Below are 23,500 nucleotides of genomic sequence, written 5' to 3'. Positions count from 1 at the left end.
CTGTATCGAAATCGGAAAAAGAGTGTTAACGTGAGATTTCCGTTCTGGGAAGAAAGGTGGCTGTCATGAAGGTCGCGGTGAGCGCCTGCCTGCTGGGCGAGAATTGCAAATACAGCGGGGGCAACAACCGCTGTGAGCGCCTGTTGGAGGTGCTACATGCCCGTCCTGATATCGAGGTGATCCCTGTGTGCCCCGAGGTGGCGGGCGGTCTGCCCACGCCTCGCCCACCTGCGGAGATCATGGGCGGTGAGGTTGTCAACAATCTTGGCGAAAGCGTGGATACCGCGTATCGGGCGGGCGTCGCCGCCGAGATGGCGCGGCTCGCGCCGGCGATCGAGACGGGGGAGCTTGCGGCAGCAGTTCTACAGTCCCGGAGTCCCAGTTGCGGCGTTCATCAAGTCTATGATGGCACCTTCACGGGGACGCTTATTCCGGGGCAAGGCCTGTTCGCCCAAGCGCTCGCGGCGGCGGGCGTGCGCTTGGTGGACGCATCCGATTTAGATGACGTACTCGATTAGATCATGAGAAGTAGAAGACCTCTTCGAATTTCTCATCAAGGGCGATGCGGAGGACGAGGGCGAGTTTGGCGGAGGGGCCTGCGGGGTAAAAATGTACGTAGTTCTGCATCTGAGCAAACGGCAACGGCGCTGAAAACCTGACAGCTTTACCACCGCCCATGCCTGCCTCTCCCAACCATCACTTTGTGTATTAAGGGGTGCCTATGAATTACGTTGTCATCATGTCTGCCTTTGCCTTGCTATGCGGTGTATTGAGCATGCTATTCTTTTCCGGTCGAGGAGCCAAGCTCATCGCCGGCTACAACACCTCGACACCCGAGCAGCGTGCTCGATATGACGAGCGGAAACTATGCAGAGCCATGGGGTTCATCATGGTTGGTGCGTTTTTCGCTCTCGGCACGATGGCACTTGCGGAGTTCGCTCGCATGCAAGGCTCGATAAGCCGTGATTCATCGGTTTGGGTTACGCTCATGGCGGTTTTCGCGATGGCTGTCGGAATCTTCTTTGGCATCAGGCACATGAACACCACCTGCCTCCGGCAATCGTAGTGGATTGTCCAGAGCGTTCCCGTACCGCTGCGTGTAATCGCTGAGTTAACGGATGCGCTTCCATCGCACGGGTCTCGCCACGTGCTATCATGTCGAGCCACAGGCGTTGATGGGGACGAGTAGGCCGGACCCGCACGGAAAAGAGAGCTTGGGGCGGTGGGATCCAAGTGCGTGCGACCAGTCGAAAATCACCCCGGAGCCGCGGCCCGAACGGCTGCCATCCATAGCGTTTTGCAAAACGACTACGTCCCCAATGGGGAGTGTCGTTTGCGGGGACGCGGGATGGTGCCCAGTAGGCGTCGCCGGGATGGCCGTCGTCACGGGCCAGCCGAGTACGAGGGGAGCGCATGTGCGCGAACCTTTGAGCTGGGTGGTATAGCGAAACGCACCGCGGGCCCTGCTTCCCGTATCTCATACGCGCTTCGTCCCAGCTTGAGCTAGGACGGGCGCTTTTTTCATGCGCCCATAACGAGAAGGGGGTATTCGTGGCAAACGAGTACAAGCAGACCATGAACCTGCCCAAGACCAAGTTCCCCATGCGGGCGGCCCTGGCGCAGCGCGAGCCGGAGCGCCTGAAGCGCTGGCAGGAGAACCATGTCTACGAGCTCATGCTCAAGAAGAACGAGGGCCACGAGAAATTCGTGCTCCACGACGGCCCTCCGTACGCCAATGGCCCCATCCACCTGGGCCACGCGATGAACAAGATCGCCAAGGACATGATCAACCGCTACAAGGCCATGCAGGGCTATGAGACCCCGTACGTTCCCGGCTGGGACTGCCATGGCCAGCCTATCGAGCACAAGGTCGAGGAGAAGCTCGGGACGGAGAAGTTCAACCAGACGAGCGTTGCCGAGATCCGCGAGCTGTGCAACCAGTTCGCTGTCGAGAACATCGACCTGCAGCGCGAGGGCTTCAAGCGCCTGGGCGTCCTGGGCGACTGGGACAACCCATATCTCACGCTCTACCACCAGCACGACGCCGCCGACATCGAGGCCTTCAAGGCCATGTTCGATAAGGGCATGGTCTATCGCGGCCATAAGCCGGTCCACTGGTGCAAGCACTGCCATACGGCCCTGGCCGAGGCCGAGATCGAGTACGGCGATGAGACGAGCCCGTCCATCTACGTGCGCTTCGAACTCACGACCAAGCCGGCGGGCCTCGAGTCCTTCGACGGCCCCGTTGACTTCGTGATCTGGACCACCACCCCCTGGACCATCCCGTCCGACCAGGCGGTCTCCCTCAAGCCCGAGGCGATCTACACCGCCATCGAGCACGATGGCCGCGCCGAGATCATGCTCAGGGACCTCGCCGAGAAGGTCTGCGGCATCGCCGGATGGGACGTCACCCCCGTGATGGTCGATGGCAAGCCCTATGAGGTCCCCGCCGAGGTCCTCGATCACCTGCACTACAAGCAGCCCGTCTTCGACGGCGTCGAGGGCGTGGCGCTCCTTGCCGACTACGTAGGCACCGAGGACGGTACTGGTATCGTCCACAACTCGCCCGGCCACGGCGTGGACGACTACTACGTCTGCATGAAGGAGGGCATGGACGTCTGCATGCCCGTCGACGACGACGGTCGCTACTATAACGGCACCGAGTTCGGCACCGGCGGCCCGTTCTCCGGCATGGACACCGATGAGGCCAACCCGCATATCATCCAGTTCCTGCGCGACCGCGGCATGCTCGTGGCCGAGGTGAAGATCACCCACAGCTATCCGCACTGCTGGCGCTGCAAGAGCCCGGTTCTCTTCCGCGCCACCGACCAGTGGTTCGTCTCCATGGACAAGACCGGCCTGCGTGAGCAGGCGCTCGACCAGGTGCGCAACCATGTCACGTGGTATCCGGAGCACGCCGTCAACCGCATCGGCGCCATGGTGGAGCAGCGCCCCGATTGGTGCATCTCCCGTCAGCGCAACTGGGGCGTGCCGATTCCCTCTTTCACCTGCGCCGACTGCGGCGAGAAGATCATGAACGACGACACGCTCGACGCCGTCATCGTGCTCTTCCACGAGAAGGGCTCCGACGCTTGGTTCACCGACGCACCCGAGTCCTACCTCGGCGACGCCTGCGTGTGCCCCAAGTGCGGCGGCCATCACCTCAAGGCCGATCGCGACATCCTCGACGTGTGGTGGGACTCCGGCGTGTCCTGGAAGGCCGTGTGCGAGTATCGTCCCGAGCTCAAGTACCCGGCGGACGTGTACCTCGAGGGTTCCGACCAGCACCGCGGCTGGTTCCAGTCCTCGCTGCTGACCTCCGTTGGCACCAACGGCGTCGCCCCCTACAAGGCCGTCATCTCCCAGGGCTTCACCCTGGACGGCCAGGGCCGCAAGATGTCCAAGTCGCTCGGCAACGTGATCGACCCCAACAAGATCTGCGACGAGATGGGCGCCGACATCATCCGCCTGTGGGTCGCCTCCGTGGACACCTCCACCGACGTCGCCTGCGACCACGAGATCCTCGCCCGCACCTCCGACGCGTACCGCCGCTTCCGTAACACCCTGCGCTTCCTGCTGTCCGTGCTCGAGGGCCAGTTCGAGCCCGCGACCGACGGCGTGGCCTTCGACGAGCTCATGCCGCTCGACAAGCTCATGCTCGCCCGCCTCACCCAGGTCCAGGCCGAGGTCGACGAGGCCTACGCCGGTTATGAGTTCAACCGCGCGTACCGCACGCTGTACGATTTCGTCGTCACCGAGCTCTCCAACGTCTACCTCGACGCGCTGAAGGACCGCCTGTACTGCGAGAAGCCGGGCAGCCACGAGATGCGCAGCGCGCAGACCGTCGTGGCCGAGCTGCTCTCCATGCTCATGCGCGACCTGCAGCCCATCCTGTCCTACACGGTCGACGAGGCCATGGAGTTCGCTCCGGCCGGTTGCCGAGACAACCAGGAGTACGCGGCCCTGCTCGATTGGTACAAGAGCCCCATCACGCTCGAGCAGGCCAACGAGTTCGCCGGCGTCCTCGAGGCGTCGCTCGGGCTGCGAGGCGTGGTCACCAAGGCCATCGAGGAGGCTCGTTCCGCGGGCACCTTCACCAAGAGCCAGCAGGTCCGCGTGAAGGCTACCGCCCCGGCCGAGGCCTATGCGCTGCTCACCGGCGACAAGGCTGTCGACCTCGCCGAGTTCTACATCGTCTCCGAGGTGGAGCTGGCCGAGGGTGCGGCGTTCACCGCCCAGATCGAGGCCGCCCATGGTGAGGCGTGCGACCGCTGCTGGAACTACCGTACCTCTACGGGCGTCCACGGCGAGCACGAGCACATCTGCGACCGCTGCTTTGAGGCGCTGAGCTAAAGGCGCTGAGCTAAGCTCAGCGCATGACGCTGCGCGGCGGCCAGGCACGCCACCTTGCCCTTCAATCGTCGGGCGCCGCACGCTAGGCGTGCGCCCTCCTCTTTCAGGGCAATCTGGCGCACCTGGCCGTCGCTCGCTGATGTGCATGCCCACATCAAGGATCGCGTGCCATTGGGGACGTGCCCCTTTGGCACGCGGCATGACCTTCTACATCAAGGATGTTCACTTCGGAGTTTGGGGATTCCTTTGGCCGAGAAGCCGGATACAAAAACCTTTGAGCCGTCGCTTGGATGGCGCGCGTGCGTGGCGCTCGTCGCCGCCGTCACGGTGTTCGCGCTCGATTACATCTCCAAGGTGTTCGTTAAGAACACGCTCATGCTGACGGGGGAGAGCGTATCCGTCATCCCAGGGATCTTGAGCTTTCGTTTCGTCGCGAACATCGGTGCCGCGTTCAGCATGGGCGAGGGCATGGGCATGCTGTTCGCCTTCTTTGCCGCAGTCGTCATCGTTTCCATCGCCTTGTACCTTGGTCACGTGAGGAAGGTGTCGAAGGTGGAGACCTTCGGGCTCGGCCTTGTTGCGGGGGGCGCGATTGGCAATGCCCTCGATCGCCTGGTTCTCGGCTACGTGGTCGACTTCATCGCCAGCGACTTCATCGATTTCCCCGTGTTCAACGTTGCAGATATCGGCATTTGCGTTGGCGTCTTCCTCGCGTTCGTGGGCTTCATGTTCCTGTCTCCCGCCGCCCAAGTCGATGCGGGTGCCGAGCTCGACGCACGTGACGCCCGTGCCGCCGCCCGTCGCGCCAAACGCCGCGGCGAGCGCGCCCGCGCGGTGCGTGAGCGCCAGGAGTGCGACAAGCCGGAAGGGGAGGGACGCTAATGCCCGCCGACCTTCACCTGCTCGTTCCCGTCGAAGCTGCGGGCGAGCGCCTCGATGCGTATCTGGGCGCGCAGGATGCGTGCCCCTCACGCTCTGCCTGCGCGAAGCTCGTTGAGGCGGGTGCCGTGGCCATCAACGGCGAAACGTGCCTCTCCAAAAAGCAGCAAGTTGCCGAGGGTGACCGCATCTCCATCGAGCTTCCCGAGGTCCGCGAACCGGGAGCCATCATTCCACAGGCCATTCCCCTCGACATTCGCTACGAGGACGACTATCTCATCGTCCTCTCCAAGCAGCGCGGTTTGGTGTGCCATCCGGCGCACGGCCACGAGGATGGCACGCTGGCGAACGCCCTTGCGTACCATTGCGGCCTTGATCACCTGGGCACGGTGCAGGGGGAGGACCGACCAGGCATCGTGCACCGCCTCGACCGCGACACCTCGGGCCTCATGCTCGCCGCCAAGGACGATGACACGCAGCGCGCCCTGCAGAACCTCATCCGCACGCGTACGCTCGACCGTCGCTATATCACGCTCGTCCACGGCGAGATCGTCATGGACGAGGGGACCATCAACACGGGTATTGCGCGCTCCACACGCGATCGCGTGAAGATGGCCGTCTCCGATGATCCTTTTGCACGTCAGGCCATTACGACGTTTAAGGTGCTTGAGCGCTTTGAGCCCGCGCGGGGCGACGAGGGCTATACGCTCGTCGAATGTCACCTCTACACGGGGCGTACGCACCAGATTCGCGTGCACATGCGCCACATCCACCATCCGCTCGTGGGCGACCCGCTGTACGGTAAGGGCAATGAGCGCATGAACCTCTACCTCGACCGTCAATTTCTGCACTCATGGAGCGTCTCGTTCGTGCATCCGGTGACCGGTGAGGTCGTGAGTTGCAAGGATGAGCTTCCTTGGGACCTCGCGGCGGCTTTGGATGAGCTGCACGACCGCTCGCTCGGACGCACGGAGGCGGGGGAGCAGATCATTCCACGCCTCGGCCTCCTCGAGGATTGAGCCCTCTCGATTGGAGATTGCGTGCCCGGGCGCAGACTGTCGTACACTGAGACGTACGAAACAATCGCGACCCGGGAGGCGTTTTGACACCTATCGTCGCCTTCAACAGCATCGTTGGCTTCCTATTCACCTGGTGCTTTCTGTACCAGGTCGTTTTCTTCTTCATCGGACTTCTGCGGGGCCAGGTGAAGATCCCCGCCGCCAAGAAGCAGCATCGCTATGCGTTCTTCATCGCCGCCCATAACGAGGAAGCGGTGATCGCCAACCTCGTCAAGTCGATTAAAGACCAGGACTATCCTTCCGAACTGATCGACATCTTCGTGGTGGCGGACGCGTGCACCGACAACACCGCCCAAGCGGCGCGTGATGCCGGTGCCATCGTCTACGAGCGCAACGACCTCTCCCGCAAGGGAAAGAGCTGGGTCATGGACTACGGGTTCGACCGCATCCTCAAAGAGTATCCCGGCAAGCACGAGGCGTTTTTCATCTTCGACGCCGACAATCTGCTCGCACGTGACTACGTCACCGTCATGAACGACGCCTTCGACCAGGGGTATTTGGCGCTCACGAGCTATCGCAACTCAAAGAATTTCGGTAGCTCCTGGATCAGCGCGGCCTACGCCACCTGGTTCATGCGCGAGGCGCGCTATCTCAACAACGCGCGTATGATCTGCGGCACCTCGTGCGCCGTCTCCGGCTCGGGCTACCTCGTTTCGGCCAAGATCATCCAGGGCATGCACGGCTGGGACTTCCACACACTCACTGAGGATATCCAGTTCGCTACCTTCTGCGCCATCCACGGTGTTCGCATCGGCTATGCCCCGGCCGAATTCTTCGATGAGCAGCCCGTCACGCTCAAGGCCTCCATCAAACAGCGCATGCGCTGGACCAAAGGCTTCTATCAGGTGCTTTTCACCTACGGCCGCCACATGCTCACGTCCATCACCAAGTTTCGCCGCTTTGCCGCCTACGACATGCTCATGGTCATCGGTCCTGCCATGCTGTTGACTCTGCTCTGCCTCATGGTCAACACCACCTTCATCGTGGTCGGTAGCCTGAGCCACGGGTTCTTGGCAACCGACTCCGAGATCGAGATGGCAATCGGTTCGGTAATCATGATTTTTGCTTATATGTACGGCACGTTCTTTGTCATGGGGCTCTTCACTACTATCACCGAGTGGAAGCACATCCATTGTCCGCAGCGCTGGCGCATCTTCGCCAACTTGTTTACCTTCCCGCTGTTTATGTTCACGTATGTCCCGCTCACCGTGGCGGCGCTGTTCCTTAAGGTCGACTGGGTTCCCACGCCGCATGACGTGAGCGTGACGCTCGACGAGGTGCTCGACGGGGCCAAATAGGTTTTACGCGTCGTAGCCGTTTTCGGACATGAGCTCGTTCCAGAGTTCTTCTTCGAACTGGTCGAGCTCATCGCGACGCTCGTTCTCAAAGCGTTTCCAACCGTTCACATAGCCATCGCTCGGCAGCTCATCATATGCGTAGGACGAATTGATGGCCGTTCCGACCACCCCGAACATGAGGAGTGCGAACGCGATTGCCAGCAATGAGATGATCCCCAACGTCACTGCGGCAAGGACATAGGCGAAGTTTGACGAGTTCGTCTGAGGCGCGGTCGAAGCGCTCGCGCTTTCGATCACTCGCTGGCCGTCAATGGACTCTATGACGTCGGCGTCCGCCGCCTGTGGACCGGTCATTTGGGGTTCGGGTTTGGTGCTGTAGTCGAACGTGGGCGTTTCCATAGGTCTCCCGTGAAAGGTCGAGTTCATTGCCGCCATTATACCCGCGTTGGCGTGGCGGCGGGCGAGTGTCGAGGTGGTATACATGGTACAGGCGGGCAATTTGATGGAGGGGGCTTCGTCTAGGGGCCTCGCTGCAGGTGCGTTGACGCTGCTCGTGTGCGTCCTGTTGGTTGCGGCTGCGGTGGTCGATGCGCGTGAGCGGAGGTTTCCCACCGTGCTCGGAGTGGGCTTGGCACTTGCGTGCGCGGCCTTGAGCTTGGCTACGGGAGGCCTGCTGCGACTCATGTGGTGCGCGCTGGTATCCGCCCTCACGAGTGCGGTGATCGTCGCATTCGAGTTGTGGTGGCGCCGTTGGCACAAGGGACGCGCGGGCCTTGGCATGGGGGACGTCAAGTTCCTCGCCGCGCTTTCGCTTTGGAGGCCCCTCGAAGCCCTCGCGGCGTTTGGAGGCGGCTTGGTGTTGCTTGCCTTGACCGGCTTGTTTGCACGGCGCGTCTCGTTGCCGCTACTGCCCTTCGTAGTTCCTTTGTTGTTGGTGGTGATCGTTGCCGTTCGTATGGGTTAGCCGTCCGGCTGCGAATGCGAATCGATGTATGTCCGCACGCCGTGCGATGATTGGTCTCGATCAACGATGACAGGAGGAGATGGAACATGACGAACGTACAGCAACAGAAGACAAATGATGTGAATCCCCGTATGACTGTCGATGCCTCAGAGTCAACGAGTGATCTCACGCATCGCCTACTCGCCATGCCCGACCAATTGAGCGCCGAGCTGGTCGAGCGTATGGAGGAGGATCGTGCTGCAGGATGGATCAATCCTTATCGCGCCGCCGACGATGCGGCGATTCGCCGCGAGCCGCGCGCAGGTGACGCCGGTAGCATCTGGCGTCCGTCGTACGTGCGTGATGCCGAGAAGATCATGCATCTGCCCGCCTACAGCCGCCTCAACGGCAAGACGCAGGTGTTCAGCTTCCGCAGCAACGACGATCTCTCGCGCCGTGGCCTCCACGTGCAGCTGGTGGCGCGCATTGCGCGGGACATCGGGCGCGCGCTCGGTCTCAATTGTGACCTCATCGAGGCGATCGGTTTGGGGCACGATCTGGGGCACACGCCCTTTGGCCATGCGGGGGAGGCGCGCCTCAACGACATCACCACCGCCCGCACCGGCCGCTCGTTTTTCCACAACGTCCATTCGGTCCGGGTGCTCGACAAGCTCTACGGTCGCAACCTGTCGCTGCAGACGCTCGATGGCGTGCTGTGCCATAACGGCGAGTACGAGCAGCGCGTCTTCGAGCTCTCGGGCATGGAATCGTTCGAGCAGTTCGACCACGTGGTGGGGGAGTGCTACACCCACGACTTCGACTACGTCAAGACGCTGCGCCCCATGACGCTCGAGGCTTGCGTGGTGCGCATCTCGGATATCATCGCCTATGTGGGGCGCGACCGTCAGGACGCCATCGAGGCGGGTTTACTCTCGGAAGACGCGTTTGAAGACGGTTTAGGTGGTCGATACAATTCCTGGATTCTCACGCGCGCCTCGATCGACATCGTCGAGCACAGTTACGGTAAGGACCGCATCGAGATGAGCGAGGAGCTGTTCTGCGAGATCCGCCGCGCGAAGCGTGAGAATTACGAAAAGATCTATCACTCGGCTGGCATCGAGGAGCAGGAGGCGGCGACGATGGCGCGCGCATTCAGCCTCATGTACGAGCATTTCCTAGGCGACCTTAAGGCACATGACGAGCAGAGCTATATCTTCCGCCACCACATCGCGCGCATCGACAAGGCTCTGTCGTACTACGGGCGCACGTACGAGTGGGAGCGTGATCTTGACCAGACGGTCGTCGATTATATCGCGAGCATGACAGATGGATACTTTACCGAGCTTGCGTGCACGTTGTTCCCGGAGCTCAAGTTCCCCCAGCGCACGTACATCAACGAACGCTAATACGAACAGGTGTTTGAATCTATCATTCCATTTGCTAGAATCACATGCGATGGCGAATCGACGGAACGGATTCATGGATACCCTTTTCAGCAGCTCCGAGCGGAGCAAACAGCTCAAGAACGCACCCTTGGCGGTGCGCATGCGTCCCAACACGCTTGACGATTACGTGGGTCAACAGAAGGCGGTGGGGCCTGGTTCGTGGCTGCGCAGCGCCATCGAACATGACGTGTTTTCGAGCGTGATCCTCTATGGACCTGCCGGTACGGGTAAAACCACCCTGGCCCACATCATCGCCGCACACACGAAGAGTGAGTTCGTCGAGGTTTCGGCGGTGACGGGTACGGTCAAGGACCTGCGTCGCGAGATCGAGGAGGCCAAGCACCGCCTCATGATGTTCGACCGCCGTACTATTCTGTTTATCGATGAGATCCATCGGTTCTCCCGCTCCCAGCAGGATGCTCTGCTCCATGCGGTGGAGAACCGCACCGTGGTCATGATCGGCGCCACCACCGAGAATCCGTATTTCGAGGTCAACTCCGCGTTGCTCTCGCGCAGTCGTGTGGTCGAACTGACGCACCTGAGCGACGCGGACGTTGAGCAATTGGTGCGCCGTGCTCTTGGGGCCCCAGAGGGCTTGGCGGGCAGGTACACGGCGAGTGATGAGGTCATCAAGGCGATCTGCACGCTTGCCGCGGGCGACGGGCGCAGCTCGCTCACCACGCTTGAGCTCGCAAGCGAGATTGCGCTTACGCGTCCGGCAGACCCGGCGGAGGACGTTCGCGCCGAGGGAGCTCCCATCGAGATCACACTCGAGGACGTCAAGCAGGCGAACCCCAGGCGCGGGCTCTCCTATGATAAGTCTGGCGACATGCACTACGACATCATCTCCGCGTTTATCAAATCGATGCGGGGCAGTGATCCCGATGCCGCGGTGTACTGGCTCGCCCGCATGATCGACGCGGGGGAGGACCCCAAGTTCATCGCGCGTCGCATCATGATCCAGGCAAGCGAGGATATCGGGAACGCCGACCCTACAGCCTTGCTGGTCGCCGAGGCCGCATTCAAGTCCGCTGAGGTGATCGGTTATCCCGAATGCCGCATCAATCTGGCGCAGGCAGCCATCTACAACGCACTGGCTCCCAAGAGCAACGCCGCCGAAGCCGCCATAGACGCCGCCCTCGAAGACGTGCGCTCGAGTGGTCAGCGCGAAGTCCCCAACCACTTGCGCGACCGCCATCGCCCGGGTTCAGACGAATATGGAGAGTACAAGTATCCACACGACTACCCAGAGGGCTGGGTACCGCAGCGGTATCTCCCTGAGGGTCTCGAGCCCGGCGCCTTCTGGCACCCCAGCGGCCGAGGTTGGGAACAATGGCGCGCCGAGACCCGCCCTAGATAACCGCTGTGGTTCACAACTCTTTCAAAGTGTGCGCCATGCCTGTCATCTCGCTTCCCCCGTGCGCGGGCGGCGATCATTTTGTAGATTCCGCACGCAAAGAAGCGTCCAGTGGACGCTTCGTCTTGCGCAGGACTTGACCGAGCAAAATGATCGCCGCCCGCGCACGGGAGAAGCGAGATGGTTGAATTGGACGCGAACGGGTATCATCAATCTATCTGTGACGAGACAACTACGGAGGCATTCATGGATCCCATCCAGATCGTCCTTATCGTTTTGGCGCTCGCCGGCGCTTGGGCCGTCGTCGAGTTGGCCCTCATGCTGCGTCGTACACGCGGCGTGGTCGATTCGCTCGATAAGACCGTCGAGCAGATCAACAGCACCATCGAGGAGGCGCGTCCTGTGGTCGCCAAGCTCGATGGTGTGGTCGACGAACTGCAGCCGGCTGTGTCCCAGATCGAACCCCTGCTCAAGCAGGCCACGGTCGCGACTGAGGCACTCTCGGCAGACCTTATCGAGGTCAACGGTGTACTTCGTGACGTCTCCGCGGTAAGCGGTGCCGCCAGCAGCGCGTCGAGTGCCGTGACCGGTTTTGCTGACGCCGCGAGTGAGAAGGTTCACAAGCTGTTTGCCAAGCCGCGTAAGACTGAGTCCATGCCCGCACCCCGCACCTTCGGCGACACAGCGGCTGCCCCGGCAGCAGAGACGCCCGGCTCGTTCGACCATGCCTCGGGGGAGACAGAGCCCATTGAGGCAGATGAGCCCCGTCAGTACTTCACCTACACCCCCGCCGAGGAGTCCGACCATGAGTAATCCCACGCGTGTCGCCCTTACCGTTGCTTGCGAGCCGCATCTCGCGCGCATCGTGCGCATGACCGCCGCGAACGTGGCGACGCTTTCCGCCATGTCGGTCGAGCGCGTCGAAGACATGCGCATGGCTGCGGAGGAGGCATTCATCTACGCTTGCGGAACGACGCCGGGTGAGGACCTAGTCATCGACTTCGATGTCGATGAGCGTCATGTCGCCATGACGTTCCAGTTGTCCGCAACGGCGTTCGCAGTGCCCTCTGAGGAGGACCCGACCGCCGTGTACGCCGATCTCATCTTGGGCTCGGTCTGCGATGTCTACGAAAAGCACGAGGCGCCCGCTCGCTTGGTGCTCGACGTGAAGGCGGACGTCGATGCCATCTAAAACCTCGGGTAAAAGCGCCTGGGACAAGGAGAAGACGCGCGAGCTCTTCCGCCGCTTCAAAGAAGAGGGCGATATGGATGCTCGCGAGAAACTCGTGATGTCCCATCTGAATCTCGTGCGCTTCATCGCCAATAAGTTCAAGAATCGCGGAGAGCCTCTCGATGACCTCGTGCAGGTCGGGTATCTGGGCTTGCTCAAGGCTATCGACCGCTTCGATCCGAGTCGCGGCCTCGAGTTCACCACGTTCGCCACGCCCACCATCATGGGCGAGATTAAGCGGCATTTCCGTGACAAGGGTTGGAGCGTCCGTGTGCCTAGGCGCCTGCAAGAGCTCTCGGCAAAGGTCAACCAGGCCACCGATACCCTTACCTCCAAGCTTCAGCGTTCGCCGACTATCGCCGAGATTGCGGAGTATCTGGACGCCTCCGTCGACGAGGTGCTCGAGGCCATGGAATCTTCTTCCGCGTATAGCTCTGTTTCGCTTGAGGCGCCTTCGGGCATGGAGGATGACGACACCCCCTCGGTCATCGACCGATATGCCACGGAGGATGAAGACCTCGCCTTCACCGATGATCGCATCATCATCGAGGAGGCACTTGCGAGCTTCTCGCCGCGTGAGCGCGAGGTCATTGAGATGCGCTTCCTGCAGGGGATGACGCAGATTGAAATTGCCGAGAAGCTCGGCATCTCCCAAGTGCAGGTGAGCCGTCTGCTCAGGCGTACGCTCAAGAAGATCCAAGACAAAATCGACCCCGACGGGTCCATGGCCGGCTAGGTCCGGTTGGTGAGAGGAACTATGAAGCACGATACTTCGCACGCAGAGCGTGTGGCCCGCATCACGTTTTTCAACATCTGGATCGTCATCGGCGTCATCATCATCGCCTCCGTCGCGCTGAACCTGATCGGCTCGCTTTCGAGTGTGCTGCTCTTCCTCTCCGTCGGTTGCCTCTCGGCATTCGTCGCCTCGCCCATCGTCAATTGGCTCGAGCGCCACCGTGTCCCCCGTGGTGCGGGTGCCCTGATAGGCCTCATCGTTGTCATGGTCGGCTTGATTCTACTCTTTGCGCTCGTGATCCCCATGGTTACCGGGCAGCTCATCGACCTCCTGCGCGATGCTCCTTCCAAATTCTCCGCCCTCGGTGCGTGGGTGGTGCGCATGGAGAGCAAGTACGCCGTGGTCGAGCATTTGAATGACATCGTTCAGCTCGATTCGATCTTCACCGCCGCGCAGGACATCGTCAACCAGGCGCTTTCGGGCCTGCTCGCGGCTGTGCGCGATGGCATCGTTCCCATGGTGAACAACATCGCCTCGACGGTCTTCATCGTGTTCCTCGGCTTCGTTCTCGCGTTCTGGCTTGCGTGCGATTACCCCCGCATCAACGAGGAAATCTGTCGCGTGCTGCCCGAGGGCAAAGCCGACGACTATCGCCTCATGGTTGCGGTGGTCAGTCGTTCGGTGGGGGGCTACCTGCGCTCGACGGTCATTAACTCCGTCATCCAGGGCTTCCTCGCCTTCGTGGGATTTGCGATCGTGGGCCATCCGTACGCGGGCGCCATGGGTGTTCTTTCGGGCGTGTTAAACATCATTCCCGTGGTCGGCCCCTCCATATCCGCGGCGTTGGCGTCTCTGATCGCACTTGTGTACAGCCCCATCATGGCGCTGTGGACGATGGTCATGGCTATGCTCTCCCAAAACATCACGGACAACGTGATCGCGCCCAAGATCAACCAGTCCACGATGCAGGTGCATCCGGTTTTGTCGCTCACGGCGCTCGTTGTTGGATCGACTTTCGGTGGAGCCGCGGGAATGATCGTCGCGTTGCCGCTCGTTGCGGTCATCAAATCGCTCTTCATCTTCTATTTCGAGACGCGCACCGGCGAGCAGATCGTTTCCTACGAGGGTGCGCTCTTCCGTGGAGCCCCCTTCCGTGATGCACAGGGCAACCCGGTTCCTGCTTTTGACGCGCTGGGAGACGACAGTTTCGTAGCCGACTCGCAGATCATCGACGAGAGCTCGGTTCCCGAGGCGGAGGCCATGCCCAAGCCCGAGCTCGAGAACCCGTGGGCAAAGCTCATCGACTTCGAGAACCCTTTCACCTCGCACGAGCACGATGTGGGTGCCAAGAAACCCGAGGAAACCGACACAACTGATGACGGCCGTTAACGTATACTAGACGGGTTGGAAACTGTCCCGGTGATCGGGACCTCATTTAACCCAGGGAGTTTACGCATGGCCGCCGACTATCCCACCATGAAGACCGCCGAGATCCGCTCGGCCTACCTCAACTTTTTCGAGAGCAAGGGCTGCAAGCTTTATCCGAGCTCCTCACTCGTTCCCGATGACCCGTCCCTGCTGCTCGCCAACGCCGGTATGAACCAGTTCAAGGAGTTCTACCAGGGCAAAAAGGTCATGAAGGAGATCGGTGCGTGCTCGTGCCAGAAGTGCGTGCGCACGAATGACATCGACATCATCGGTGCCGACGGGCGCCACGCCTCCTTCTTCGAGATGCTCGGCAACTTCGCCTTTGGCGGCGTGACCAAGGAGCAGGCATGCACGTGGGCATACGAGCTCATCACTGAGGTCTTCAAGCTGCCCAAGGACCGTCTGTACTTCACGGTCTTCACCGAGGACGATGAGACCGAGTCCGTATGGCGCTCACTCGGCGTGCCTGCCGACCACATCACCCGTCTGGGGGAGGACGACAACTTTTGGGCGGCCGGCCCCACCGGTCCGTGCGGTCCGTGCTCCGAGATTTACTTCGACCTTGGCGAGGAGGTGGGCTGTGGATGCCCGGACTGCGCGCCCGGCTGCGACTGCGATCGCTTCCTCGAGTTCTGGAACCTCGTGTTCACCCAGTTCGATCGCCAGGAGGACGGCTCCATGCCCGAGCTGCCCCACCGCAATCTCGATACCGGCATGGGCCTCGAGCGCATGGCCGCCATCATGCAGCACAAGAGCTCCTTCTTCGACGGCGACGTCATGCAGAGCCTCATCAAGTTGGGCGAGGAGATCTCCGGCAAGACCTACGTCGACGACGACTACACCGGCGCCTCCCGTTCCTTACGCATCATTGCCGACCACGCCCGTTCGGTGAACTTCCTCATCTCCGATGGCGTGCTTCCCGGCAACGAGGGCCGTGGCTACGTGCTGCGCCGCCTGCTGCGTCGCGCCGTGTTCCACGGGCGATTGTTGGGCATTGAGGACGCGTTCCTGGGCCGTTTCATCGACGCGGTGAATGATGTGATGGGCGACGCCTATCCGAGCCTGCTCGAGAACGTTGGCCTGGTCAAGGGTATCGTCGAGGCGGAGGAGGAGCGTTTCTCCACCACCCTCAACAACGGCCGCGCTTATCTCGATGAGCAGCTCGCGGCACTCGCGGATGGCGAGCAGCTTCCCGGCTCCGCCGCATTTATGCTGCACGACACGTTCGGGTTCCCGATCGACCTCACCGTCGAGATCGCCGAGGGCGCCGGCCATGCGGTCGATATCGAGGGCTTTAATGCCGAGATGGCCGAGCAGAAGGCCCGCGCCCGCGCCGCCGCCAAGGGTGACGCCTGGGGTTCCTTCAACGACGTGTGGACCGAGCTTGCAGACCAGTTGCCCGCCACCGAGTTCGTGGGCTACGACAACGAGAGCATCGAGGGCGCGAAGGTCCTCGCTATCGTCGTGAACGGCGAGCGTGTCGAGCGCGCCGAGAACGTCGCGGAGGCTGCCGTCGTGCTCGATCGCACCCCTCTGTACGCCGAGATGGGCGGCCAGATGGGTGACCACGGCCTTATCGACACCGTCGACGCCCAGTTCTTCGTCAATAACACTATCGCCAAGGGCGGTCTGTACGTCCATGAGGGCAAGCTCATCGGCGCCCTTTCGCAGGGTGACACCGTCTTTGTCGGTTACAACCTCGCCCGCCGCGGTCTGCTCCGTCGCAACCACACCGCCACCCACCTGCTCGACGCCGCCTTGAAGGAGGTCCTGGGCGACCACGTCAACCAGGCCGGTTCGCTGGTGTCTCCCGAGGGCCTGCGCTTTGACTTCACGCACTTCGAGGCCATGACCACTGAGCAGGTCCGCGCGGTGGAAGACCTGGTCAACGAGCAGATCTTTGCCGCCAAGCCCGTGGTGACCACCGTCATGGGCATTGAGGAGGCCAAGGCCTCCGGCGCCGTGGCGCTTTTTGGTGAGAAGTACGGCGACGTGGTTCGCGTCGTGTCCGTGGGCGTCGAGGATGAGCCCTTCTCCCGCGAGCTGTGCGGCGGCACCCACGTTGCCAACACGGCGGAGCTCGGATTGTTCAAGATCGTCTCCGAGTCCTCCACCGGTTCCAATGTCCGTCGTATCGAGGCTGTGACCAGCACCGGCGCCATCACGTATCTCGAGGAGCGCGCTGCGCTGGCCGAGTCGGCCGCCGCTGGCCTCAAGTGCCGTGTTGAGGAGGTTCCCACGCGCATCGCTGTGCTCCAGTCCGAGCTGCGCGAGGTCAACCAGAAGCTCAAGCGCGCGCTCACCGGCGGTGGCTCCGATGCCATTTCCGCGGCGATCGAAAATGCCGCCGACATGGGTTCGTACAAGCTCGTGACCGCCGAGCTCACGGGGCTCGAGGCGGCGGACCTGCGCAATGTGTGGGACACCGTGCGCGGCAAGATCGCCGGCCCGGTCGCCTGCGTGCTCGCCACGGTGACCGAGAAGGGTACGCCCGCGCTACTGGCCGCCGCGACCGATGACGCCGCCGCCGCTGGTTTCCACGCGGGTAACGTCATCAAGCAGATCGTGCCGCTCGTCGATGGCCGTGGTGGCGGTAAGCCCACCATGGCGCAGGCTGGCGGCAAGAATGCCGCGGGCATCGCTGCTGCTCTCGAGGCCGCGAGCGATGCGCTGAACGCGTAACCGAGGCGTCCAGAGGTGGTTGCACTCGCGCTCGATATTGGCGGCACACGCACCGGTATCGCGGTCTCTGACCGCACCGGGCGCGTCGCTATGCCGCTCAAGGTCCTCCCTGCTTCCGAGGTTGAGAATATGGCGCTCACCTTTCGCATGATCATTGAGGACCATGAGCCCGATGTCCTCGTCTGCGGACTGCCCCAGACGATGGCGGGGGAGGAAGGCCCGCAGGCAGAGCATATCCGTGCGATCGCCGAACGCGTAGCGCGTGCCTGCGACCTTCCCCTCGAGTTCATCGACGAGCGCCTTTCCTCGAGCGAGGCCAAGCGCGTTTTGCGTGAGCAGGGTTTGAGCGAAAAACAGATGCGCGGTAAGGTAGATATGATCTCGGCTTCGCTGTTCCTGCAGGCGTGGCTCGACTCTCAGAGACGAAAGGAAGACCGTGGCTGATTACTCCGGTTCCCATCGCCCCGGCGACACGTCCCGTCCGGCGGGCAAGCGATTCCGCACCAATGGGTCTGCCCCCGCTTCGTCTGCCTCGAGTCGTACCGCCGCGCCGCGTCCAGCGGGCACTCGTTTCTCGCAGAACACCTCGCGTCCCGTTTCCGCCCAGCCCTCCCGCACTGGTGTTCAGCCTGTATACAGCCGTAGTGGAGATTCGCATAAGAAGGGCTCTCCGATTCCGGTGATCGTCGGCGTCCTCATCGCCATCGCCGTCGTCGCAGGTGCTGCCATCTTTATCTTCCCTCGTCTGTTTAGCGGATCCGATCAAACCGTTGAGGCGGGCCAGCAGGTCACTATCACCATTCCCGATGGTGCCTCTGGCGATACCATAGCCTCCATCCTTTCCGAGAACCACATTATCGAGGATCCCTCGGAGTACTATGCCGCCGTCAAGAAGCTGAATGCCGAGATGTCGCTCAAGCCCGGCGATTACCAGTTCGAGACGCTGCAGGATCCCGTCGAAGTGGTCGAGCAGCTCGTCGAGGGCCCGAATGCCAGTGGCGCCAAGCTCACGGTGCCCGAGGGCAGGACTGTCGGGCAGACGGCGCAGCTCGTTGAGGAGACCTATGGCATCTCTGCCGATGACTTCCTTGCCCAGGCAAAGGCGAGCGCTTACGTTTCGGATTATCCCTTCTTGTCTGAGGCAGCCGACGATTCCCTTGAGGGCTTCCTTTATCCAAAGACGTATACCTTCTCGGGCACTCCCACGGCCGATCAAATTATTCGCGCCATGCTCGACCAGTATCAGACGGATGTGGTCGACGCGCTCGACTTCACGGCCGCCCGCATCGCTATCAACGAGCGCTATGGGCTCGACCTCAGCGATTATGAATTGCTCGTCCTCGCTTCCGTTGTTGAGCGTGAGGGATTGAACGCCAGCCAGCGCGCGCATGTTGCCTCCGTCTTCCTCAACCGCATGAGCGGGAAGGGTGATTTTGCGGGTCGCCCGTACCTGCAAAGTGACGCCACGCTCATGTATGTGACGGGCGGCGCCGTCACGGCCGATGACATCCAGAGCATCGACAGCCCGTATAACTCTTATAAGAACGCGGGACTTCCCCCCACGCCCATCTGCGCGCCGTCGGTCGAGGCGATTCAGGCTACCTTGAACCCGACCGATTCAAATGACCTCTACTTTTACATCACGCAGGACGAGGAGTATTTCTCCGAGACCTACGATGAGCACATGCAGTCTTGGGAGTAGGCAATGAGCTGGTTTTCCCCTGCACGCTATGTTTCGAGCGTTGAGCGCATCGACCTCGACGCCCTTTGGGCGTCCGGCAAACGCGCCATTCTACTCGATCGCGATAATACGCTCGTCCCGCGTGACCGCAAGGACGCGCCCGCCAGCGTGGCGGCGTGGCTCGACCATGCGCGCGAGCTCGGCTTCGAGCTCATCATGGTGTCCAACAACTGGCACAAGAGTCATGTCTCGCGCTCGGCGCGCGAGCTCAAGATGGATTACATCTCCTTCGCGTGCAAGCCGCTGCCCTATGCGATCACGGCGGGTATGCGCCGTTTGGGCGCGAAGCCGGAGGAGGCCGTCATGATCGGCGACCAGCTCTACACCGATGTGTGGGGCGGAAACTTCGCCGGTATCGACACTATTCTGGTCAAGCCACAGACAACCGTCGACCTGTGGTACACGCAGATTTTCCGCATCTTCGAGCGCCGCGCCCTGCGTCACGTGGCCTGCGAGGAGTAGGTCGCCATGGCGCAGGCGGTCAAGCACGGATGCGATCACGTCTTCTTCGTCGGATTCCTTGGGGCCGGCAAGTCGACGCTCGCCCGAAACCTGGGACGGATGTTCCATCGCCGTTTCGTCGACACCGACCGCTTGGTCGAGCGGCGTTGCGGCAGCACCGTCGCCCGCGTGTTCGAGGAACTTGGCGAGGACCGCTTTCGCGAGCTCGAGACCGCCGTGCTCGAGGGGCTGCGTTCGGAGCGCAGCCTGCTCGTCTCATGTGGGGGTGGTGTCGTGGAGACCCCTCGCAACATCGAGCTCATGCACGAGATGGGCTACTGCGTGTATCTCGACGGTGACTTAGACGACTCCCTGCGTCAAATCCGCCGCTCCGACACCCGACCCGATTTCCGCAGCGCCGAGCACGCCGCGCGTCTGCTCGAACATCGCCGCCCGTTGTACCGACAAGCCGCCGACCTTACCGTGGATATTCGCGGCACCTCGTTCACCGATGTGTCCTATACCGTTGCCGAACTGCTCTTGGAGCGTGGTCTGATATGACGATTCGTCGCAAGCTTCTCAACTTTGGCACCCGCAGCACCGATTTGCGCTTTGGCTGCGGTGCGTTTTCCGAGCTCTCCAAAATGCTCGCCGGCGCCGTGGGGCGTCCCTGTCGCGCCTTCATGGTTGCCGATGCCGACCTGCCCGAGGACCTTGTCCTTAACGTGCGCCGTTCGCTTATCGATGCCGGATATCGCGTGGATGAGGTGGCGCTCGATGGAGAGGCCGCGAGCTCGTTCGCAACTGTCGGCGGGTTGTTCGTGCGCCTCGCGTCTTTCGGCCTCACTGCCGAGGACCTCGTCGTGGGCGTTGGCTCCGCCCCCGTCTGCTCCATCTCCGCGTACATCGCCCGTTCGTGGTGCGGAGGGTGCGCGTGCGCTCTTGTCCCCACGACGCTCGATGCCATGATCATGGCACCCACCCAGATGGTGCCCCTTTCCGTTGGGGCACATGATGCGGGCGTGTCGCTTGCGCCTGAGGTCGGTCTCGTCATATGCGATCTCGACCTTGTGCGCGCGTTCGACTCGCAGCGCAATGGCCTGGGCTACGCGCTCATGTGCGCGGCGAGCCTCGCCGAGAGCCGCAAGTGCTGGGAGTCGTTCGAGTCCACGGTCGAGGGCATGGTCGCCGGTAGTGAAGTCTCGCTCATGGAGGCGTTCACCAGTGCGCATACCTCGCGCATGAATACTGTCAAGTCGGCGAGCCCCTCCGCACGCCGCGCGTTCATGTACGGCGATACCACGGCTCGCGCACTAGCCGTGTGTTTGAATGACTCCTCCATCCCCGGGTACCGTCTTTACGCCGAGGGCATGCGCTTCGAGGCGCGTCTTGCCGTCGACGTGTGCGAGTTTCCCGTTGATGAGATGTTTGCCCTCGACGATCGCCTGGAAGACCTGGGCATCGAGGAGCTCGAGTTCTCAATCGAGCCCGAGGCGTTCATCGATGCCGTGCGCGCCGAGCGCTTCCGTCGCTCGAACCGTTTCCAGTTTGCCCTGCCCAAGCATCCGGGCATCATTCGCCTGGCATCGGTAGACGACGAGGTCTTCGAGCGCCACGCCCGTGCGTTCCTCGCCTCGCGCCATCCCTAGCCTCTTGGAGTGCGATAATGGCGCAGGACGCATCTGTCTTCCCATTGCACACATCCCAGCCAGCCTGTTCTCGAGAAAGGATCATCCTATGTCCCAGAAACTTAACGGTCCCGCCGGCCGCATCGCCCGCCTGCGTGCCCTCATGGCAGAGCGCGGCTACGACGCCGTGGTCGTGCGCGACGAGGCAAACCTTCGCTGGCTCACTGGGGCCATGCGGGTCTTCGATTACACCGGCGAATACCCGCACGCCGCCTTTATCACCGCTGATGCCTGCTACCTGCACACCGACTCCCGGTACTTCAACACCTTCGAGGAGAACCTTCCCGAGGGTGTCGAGTGGAAGCTCGACATGGAGGTCATCGACATTCCGCGTTGGGTCGCCGAGCGCGCCCGCGATACCAAGAGCCGTACCGTCGCTGTCGAGGACGACATGCAGATCAACTTCTACCGCGGCATCGAGCGCGGGCTAGAGGATTGCTCCATCTGCGCGAGCCTGCCGCTCATGCACGGAGATCTCCAGCTCATGCGCGCCATCAAGGACGCCGAGGAGATCGAGCTCATGCGCCATGCGCAGTCCATCACCGACGCCGCCTTCGTCCATATGTGCGAGTTCATCCGTCCCGGCTACACGGAAAAGCAGCTCCGCACCGAGCTTGAAACCTTCATGTTCGACAACGGTGCCGATGGCCTGGCCTTTGGCTCCATCGTCGCGAGCGGCCCCAATACCGCCAACCCGCACGCCATCCCCGGTGACCGCGTGGTGGAGAAGGGTGACTTCGTCCTTATGGACTACGGCGCGGGGTACCGCGATTACAAGTCGGACATGACCCGTACGGTCTGCGTGGGCGAGCCCTCCGAGAAGCAACGTGAGATCTACGACATCGTTCGCCGTACGCACGAGGAGTGCGTCGCCGCGATCCGCGCCGGCGTGGACGGTCACGATATCCACCTGCTCTCTCAGAAGATCATCGGCGATGCCGGTTACGGTGAGTACTACGGCCACGGCCTCGGTCATGGCGTGGGCATCGACATCCACGAGCTTCCGGTCTTCGGCCGCAAGAGCAACATCGTGGAGGAGGGCGCCGTCATCACCGTGGAGCCCGGCATCTACCTGCCCGGCGTGGGCGGCGTGCGCCTGGAGGACTACGGCGTCGTGACGAAGGACGGCTACGAGCCCTTCACGACCTCTACGCACGAGCTGGTCGTCATCGACTGTTAAGCGCATTTGAGAGTATACTTTTCAGGTTCGACTCCTCTACAGAAAGGCAAGCCATGGCTTCCATTACCACCGCCGACTTCCGCAACGGCATGGGTCTCAAGATCAAGGACAAGTACTACACCATCGTCGAGTTCCAGCACGTCAAGCCCGGCAAGGGCGGTGCCTTCGTCCGCTACAAGACCAAGGACCTCAAGACCGGCCGCGTGGTCGAGAACACCTGCAACGCCGGTTCCAAGTTCGAGAGCGTGCAGCTCATCACCAACGAGATGCAGTACCTCTACAACGACGGCGACAACTACTACTTCATGGACATGAGCTCCTATGAGCAGATCCCGGTGCCCGCCGACTTCATCGGCGACAACGCCAAGTGGCTGCGCGAGAACGACAACGCCCAGCTCCTCTACGCCGATACCGAGCTGCTCGGCGTGAATCCGCCCATGTTCATCGAGGCCGAGGTCGTCGAGACCGTCCCGGGTGCCAAGGGCAACACCGTCCAAGGTGCCACCAAGCCCGCCACCATCGACACCGGCGCGGTCGTTCAGGTCCCCATGTACCTCAACGAGGGCGAGCGCATCAAGGTCGATACCCGCACCGGCGAGTTCGTCCAGCGCCTCTAATCGCATCCTCGCGCATCACGCATTCACGTAAGGAGTGACCATGTCGCAAGAGATCACCATCGCAGGAATCGGCATCGCGCCTGAGGTCCTGGCCGCCATCGTCTCCCGTTCCGTCGAGCAGGTCGAAGGCGTCGCGTCTGTGGGCGTCAAGGACCTCGCCACCAATCTCGTTTCCATGTTCTCCGCCAAGTCCACGCAGGTGGGTGAGGACGTCGAGGCCGAGGTCATTGACGACAAGCTCCGTCTCACCGTGCACCTCACGGTCTTCTTCGGCTATCCGTTCAAGAAGCTCGCCGAGGTCGTGCGCGAGGCCGTGGTCAACGCCATCGATGCCCAGGTGGGCGTCGAGGTCGAGAGCGTGAACATCTGCATCGACAGCCTCGTTTTCCCCAAGGAGTAGCG

Annotated in this window: 24 protein-coding genes; 22 read left to right on the top strand and 2 right to left on the bottom strand. The window is 61.9% G+C overall.

From position 1 onward, the window contains the following. The first annotated feature begins 65 nt into the window (after window positions 1-65). Window positions 66-518: a DUF523 domain-containing protein gene (locus DWV48_RS04680; RefSeq protein ID WP_118653681.1), complete on the top strand. Its 453-nt coding sequence runs from the start codon at window positions 66-68 to the stop codon at window positions 516-518. A 1-nt stretch (window position 519) separates the two neighbouring features. On the opposite strand, the gene DWV48_RS09170 is transcribed toward DWV48_RS04680, so the two are convergent. Further along, window positions 520-678: a hypothetical protein gene (locus DWV48_RS09170; RefSeq protein WP_158574816.1), complete on the bottom strand. Its 159-nt coding sequence runs from the start codon at window positions 676-678 to the stop codon at window positions 520-522. Between the two features lie 43 nt (window positions 679-721). Here DWV48_RS09170 and DWV48_RS04675 point away from each other — a divergent pair, with 43 nt between their 5' ends. From DWV48_RS04675 to DWV48_RS04655, 5 genes are all read left to right on the top strand, one after another. Continuing rightward, a complete protein-coding gene (locus tag DWV48_RS04675) occupies window positions 722-1,066 on the top strand; it encodes a DUF3784 domain-containing protein (RefSeq protein WP_118653680.1) in 345 nt (114 codons plus the stop codon). A 485-nt stretch (window positions 1,067-1,551) separates the two neighbouring features. Beyond that, window positions 1,552-4,353: an isoleucine--tRNA ligase gene (gene ileS / locus DWV48_RS04670; protein WP_118653679.1), complete on the top strand. Its 2,802-nt coding sequence runs from the start codon at window positions 1,552-1,554 to the stop codon at window positions 4,351-4,353. Between the two features lie 246 nt (window positions 4,354-4,599). Then, window positions 4,600-5,235: a signal peptidase II gene (gene lspA, locus DWV48_RS04665; protein WP_118653678.1), complete on the top strand. Its 636-nt coding sequence runs from the start codon at window positions 4,600-4,602 to the stop codon at window positions 5,233-5,235. Next, entirely contained in the window at window positions 5,235-6,251 is a 1,017-nt protein-coding gene (locus DWV48_RS04660; protein WP_118653677.1) for an RluA family pseudouridine synthase, read from the top strand. Before lspA ends, DWV48_RS04660 begins: the two co-directional genes overlap by 1 nt. A gap of 83 nt (window positions 6,252-6,334) precedes the next feature. Next, window positions 6,335-7,609, top strand: coding sequence for a glycosyltransferase family 2 protein (locus DWV48_RS04655; RefSeq protein WP_118653676.1), 1,275 nt, complete (start codon window positions 6,335-6,337; stop codon window positions 7,607-7,609). Window positions 7,610-7,612: 3 nt separating this feature from the next. On the opposite strand, the gene DWV48_RS04650 is transcribed toward DWV48_RS04655, so the two are convergent. Continuing rightward, window positions 7,613-8,008: a hypothetical protein gene (locus DWV48_RS04650; RefSeq protein ID WP_118653675.1), complete on the bottom strand. Its 396-nt coding sequence runs from the start codon at window positions 8,006-8,008 to the stop codon at window positions 7,613-7,615. Between the two features lie 82 nt (window positions 8,009-8,090). On the opposite strand from DWV48_RS04650, the gene DWV48_RS04645 reads away from it, so the two are divergent. The 16 genes from DWV48_RS04645 to DWV48_RS04570 all read left to right on the top strand — a co-directional run bounded on the left by DWV48_RS04645 (window position 8,091) and on the right by DWV48_RS04570 (window position 23,498). Further along, window positions 8,091-8,573 (top strand): prepilin peptidase, encoded by a 483-nt coding sequence (locus tag DWV48_RS04645; RefSeq protein WP_118653674.1) that lies wholly within the window; start codon window positions 8,091-8,093, stop codon window positions 8,571-8,573. Between the two features lie 131 nt (window positions 8,574-8,704). Next, window positions 8,705-9,958, top strand: a complete 1,254-nt coding sequence (locus DWV48_RS04640; RefSeq protein ID WP_118653749.1) for a deoxyguanosinetriphosphate triphosphohydrolase family protein — start codon at window positions 8,705-8,707, stop codon at window positions 9,956-9,958. 73 nt (window positions 9,959-10,031) lie between these two features. Beyond that, a complete protein-coding gene (locus DWV48_RS04635) occupies window positions 10,032-11,357 on the top strand; it encodes a replication-associated recombination protein A (protein WP_118653673.1) in 1,326 nt (441 codons plus the stop codon). 243 nt (window positions 11,358-11,600) lie between these two features. Next, a complete protein-coding gene (locus tag DWV48_RS04630; protein ID WP_118653672.1) occupies window positions 11,601-12,167 on the top strand; it encodes a hypothetical protein in 567 nt (188 codons plus the stop codon). Continuing rightward, window positions 12,160-12,546 (top strand): ATP-binding protein, encoded by a 387-nt coding sequence (locus DWV48_RS04625; RefSeq protein ID WP_118653671.1) that lies wholly within the window; start codon window positions 12,160-12,162, stop codon window positions 12,544-12,546. The genes DWV48_RS04630 and DWV48_RS04625 overlap by 8 nt, the downstream gene beginning before the upstream one ends. Next, on the top strand, window positions 12,536-13,321 hold the full coding sequence (locus tag DWV48_RS04620; protein ID WP_118653670.1) for an RNA polymerase sigma factor SigF: 786 nt from the start codon (window positions 12,536-12,538) through the stop codon (window positions 13,319-13,321). The genes DWV48_RS04625 and DWV48_RS04620 overlap by 11 nt, the downstream gene beginning before the upstream one ends. Before the next feature lie 21 nt (window positions 13,322-13,342). After that, window positions 13,343-14,710: an AI-2E family transporter gene (locus tag DWV48_RS04615; protein WP_118653669.1), complete on the top strand. Its 1,368-nt coding sequence runs from the start codon at window positions 13,343-13,345 to the stop codon at window positions 14,708-14,710. 66 nt (window positions 14,711-14,776) lie between these two features. Next, window positions 14,777-17,431, top strand: coding sequence for an alanine--tRNA ligase (gene alaS, locus DWV48_RS04610; RefSeq protein WP_118653668.1), 2,655 nt, complete (start codon window positions 14,777-14,779; stop codon window positions 17,429-17,431). A 15-nt stretch (window positions 17,432-17,446) separates the two neighbouring features. Further along, the gene (gene ruvX / locus DWV48_RS04605) at window positions 17,447-17,875 is read left to right on the top strand and encodes a Holliday junction resolvase RuvX (protein ID WP_118653667.1); all 429 of its coding nucleotides are present in this window, start codon (window positions 17,447-17,449) and stop codon (window positions 17,873-17,875) included. Continuing rightward, entirely contained in the window at window positions 17,868-19,133 is a 1,266-nt protein-coding gene (mltG, locus tag DWV48_RS04600; protein ID WP_233546148.1) for an endolytic transglycosylase MltG, read from the top strand. The genes ruvX and mltG overlap by 8 nt, the downstream gene beginning before the upstream one ends. Window positions 19,134-19,136: 3 nt before the next feature. Next, on the top strand, window positions 19,137-19,634 hold the full coding sequence (locus DWV48_RS04595; RefSeq protein ID WP_118653665.1) for a YqeG family HAD IIIA-type phosphatase: 498 nt from the start codon (window positions 19,137-19,139) through the stop codon (window positions 19,632-19,634). Between the two features lie 6 nt (window positions 19,635-19,640). Beyond that, complete coding sequence (locus tag DWV48_RS04590) at window positions 19,641-20,174, top strand: shikimate kinase (RefSeq protein ID WP_118653664.1); 534 nt, start codon at window positions 19,641-19,643, stop codon at window positions 20,172-20,174. Next, window positions 20,171-21,262, top strand: a complete 1,092-nt coding sequence (locus DWV48_RS04585) for a hypothetical protein (RefSeq protein ID WP_118653663.1) — start codon at window positions 20,171-20,173, stop codon at window positions 21,260-21,262. The genes DWV48_RS04590 and DWV48_RS04585 overlap by 4 nt, the downstream gene beginning before the upstream one ends. A gap of 88 nt (window positions 21,263-21,350) precedes the next feature. Further along, window positions 21,351-22,481 (top strand): Xaa-Pro peptidase family protein, encoded by a 1,131-nt coding sequence (locus DWV48_RS04580; RefSeq protein ID WP_118653662.1) that lies wholly within the window; start codon window positions 21,351-21,353, stop codon window positions 22,479-22,481. 53 nt (window positions 22,482-22,534) lie between these two features. Beyond that, the gene (efp, locus tag DWV48_RS04575) at window positions 22,535-23,098 is read left to right on the top strand and encodes an elongation factor P (RefSeq protein WP_118653661.1); all 564 of its coding nucleotides are present in this window, start codon (window positions 22,535-22,537) and stop codon (window positions 23,096-23,098) included. A gap of 40 nt (window positions 23,099-23,138) precedes the next feature. Further along, complete coding sequence (locus DWV48_RS04570) at window positions 23,139-23,498, top strand: Asp23/Gls24 family envelope stress response protein (RefSeq protein ID WP_118653660.1); 360 nt, start codon at window positions 23,139-23,141, stop codon at window positions 23,496-23,498. The last annotated feature ends 2 nt before the right edge of the window (window positions 23,499-23,500 follow it).

It is taken from the genome of Collinsella sp. AF08-23 (assembly GCF_003479805.1).
In the GTDB taxonomy this organism is placed as follows: domain Bacteria; phylum Actinomycetota; class Coriobacteriia; order Coriobacteriales; family Coriobacteriaceae; genus Collinsella.
This window is presented reverse-complemented; position numbering and strand designations above follow the sequence as displayed.